The organism is Bacillus cereus group sp. Bc031 (genome assembly GCF_027716265.1).
Taxonomy (GTDB): domain Bacteria; phylum Bacillota; class Bacilli; order Bacillales; family Bacillaceae_G; genus Bacillus_A; species Bacillus_A paranthracis.
The window spans coordinates 1-2,383 of record NZ_JAQFUL010000185.1 but is presented as its reverse complement, the minus strand read 5'-3'; the positions used below and the strand labels follow the sequence as shown (position 1 = coordinate 2,383).

The following is a 2,383-nucleotide window of genomic DNA, read 5'->3' as shown; positions in this document are numbered from 1 at the left end:
GTTGGGACCTTGTCCCTGTGAGAGTAGGACGTCGCCAAGCAATCTTAAGACGAGTCAGAATGACTCGTCTTTTTTGTGTTTCTAACTTCTTATTAGCCTCGAGTTATCCTTTTGTATTCAATTTCTTTCATCATTTTCGATGTGTAGTTTCAGATTTTATATTTTATTTTTTGTGGAAGCAATCTATTGGTGTGTTAAAATAGTACCGTTATTTTTTGAGTGCTTTAATATAGGGATATTTAATTTTTAAAAAGGAGATAATATGAAAAAGATAGGTATAATTACTATAGTAGTCTTAATCCTTCTAGCGATTGTGTATATGTTAGTTGGAAATTATTTTTATAACTATGCGTTGAATGCGAAACAAGAAAAAGAATTTTTGGAAGATAATCCTCATTTAGTAGAAACGGTAAATGCATCGGGAGATGCATTGGCTACAAATGAAGAGAAGAATGCGAACTTCGTATCAAAGTATAAGCCTAACACATTAACTATACGTTCTTTCGATAAACTGAATTTAACAGGTTATGAATATATGAATGAACAATCTAGTCATAAATGGGCGATTGTAGTTCATGGATACAATGGTAGGGCATCAGAAATGACGAAATATATTCGCAACTTTTATGAACAAGGCTATAATGTCATAGCACCAGATCTTCGTGGGCACGGGAATAGTGAAGGGGATTATGTTGGTATGGGCTGGCATGATCGTAAAGACATTTTGATTTGGATTCAACAAATTGTAAAGAAAGATCCTAATGCTGAAATAGCACTATTTGGTGTTTCGATGGGCGCGGCAACTGTAATGATGACTTCAGGTGAGGATTTACCTTCTAACGTTAAAGTTATTATTGAAGATTGTGGGTACTCAACTGTTGTTGATGAATTTACGTATCAATTAAAAGATCTATTCCACTTGCCGAAGTTTCCTGTTATGAATGCGGCAAATACAGTTACAAAATTAAGAGCTGGATATGATTTAGAAGAAGCTTCAGCTATTAAACAAGTTGCAAAAAGTAAAACACCGATGCTATTCATTCATGGGGATGCGGATACATTCGTTCCTTTTGAAATGTTAGATGAAGTATATAATGCTGCAAAAGTAGAAAAAGAGAAATTAATTGTTCCAGGTGCTGGACATGGAGAAGCTGAGAAGATAGATTCAAATACGTATTGGAATACCGTATGGAAGTTCGTGGGAAGATATATTCAAGCATAATTAGATTTATATATACGATAATCAGAAGGTAATACTTTTGATTATCGTTTTTCTATTTATAAATTTATTTTAGGTTGTAGTATTTAAGGCTTGAAGCATAAATTTTTGAATTCCTTAGTGCCAGTGCTACAATGATTGAAAACTACATGTTAATGAGGTGTTTCTATGAAAATTGAAGTATGGTCAGATTTTGTATGCCCGTTTTGCTACATTGGGAAACGTAGATTAGAAGTAGCTTTAGAGCAATTTCCTCATAAGAAGGATGTTGAAGTTGAGTTTAAAAGTTTTGAATTAGACCAAAATGCTCCAATCTATTCTGGAACAAGTATTAATGAAGTACTTGCATCAAAGTATGGGATTAGTATTGAAGAAGCGAAACGTAATAACGTGCAGCTAGGTAATCATGCAGCTAGTATGGGTTTAAGTTTTAATTTTGATGAGATGAAGCCGACGAACACTTTTGATGCGCATCGTCTTGCGAAATTTGCAAAGGATCAAGGGAAAGAAAAAGAGATTACGGAAAATCTACTTTTTGCATATTTCACTGAATCAAGAAATTTAAGTGATGTGGATACGCTCGCTACTATAGCTGAAGCTTCAGGTCTAGACAAACAAGAAGCTTTACAGGTTATTAATGATAAAAGCGCATATGCAAATGATGTTAGAGTTGATGAAGCGATTGCTCAGCAATATCAAATTTCAGGAGTACCTTATTTTATTATTAATCAAAAGTATGCTATTTCAGGTGCACAACCACTTGAAACTTTTGTTGGTGCACTTCAGCAAGTGTGGGAAGAAGAGAATCCTGTACCTAAGTTACAAGAGCTTTCTTCAGAAGGTGGAAGCGATATGTCTTGTACAGATGAAAGCTGTTCGGTACCTTCAAAAGAACAATAGTTTTTATGATGGAAAGCAACCCATAGAGTATTATATGGGTTGCTTATATATTCTGATAGAAGAGGTATGTAAATAGGGTTTTAAAAAAATGAAGTTTTTTTAAAAAACGTATTGACGATTAATACTTAGAGGTGTAATATAGAACAAGTCGCCGATGACAATAACGTCGAAAGCGACAAACGAAATGAAAAACTTAGTTGACATTGAAAGATGAAGATGTTAATATAAGGAAGTCGCAAATGAGCGGCCAAGTAGTTCTTTGAA

At 34.1% G+C, this 2,383-nt stretch carries 2 protein-coding genes; both read left to right on the top strand.

The genetic code is table 11. The features are described 5' to 3' along the window. Positions 1 to 262 precede the first annotated feature (262 nt). Positions 263 to 1,222 (top strand): alpha/beta hydrolase, encoded by a 960-nt coding sequence (locus PDQ33_RS28725; protein WP_000719448.1) that lies wholly within the window; start codon positions 263 to 265, stop codon positions 1,220 to 1,222. 165 nt (positions 1,223 to 1,387) lie between these two features. Further along, the gene (locus tag PDQ33_RS28720) at positions 1,388 to 2,119 is read left to right on the top strand and encodes a DsbA family oxidoreductase (RefSeq protein ID WP_000687960.1); all 732 of its coding nucleotides are present in this window, start codon (positions 1,388 to 1,390) and stop codon (positions 2,117 to 2,119) included. Positions 2,120 to 2,383: the final 264 nt, after the last annotated feature.

What these genes read in the sequence shown, in the direction of transcription:
- PDQ33_RS28725 (WP_000719448.1), top strand. Translation starts at nt 263, where the DNA reads ATGAAAAAGATAGGTATAATTACTATAGTAGTCTTAATCCTTCTAGCG.
- PDQ33_RS28720 (WP_000687960.1), top strand. Translation starts at nt 1,388, where the DNA reads ATGAAAATTGAAGTATGGTCAGATTTTGTATGCCCGTTTTGCTACATT.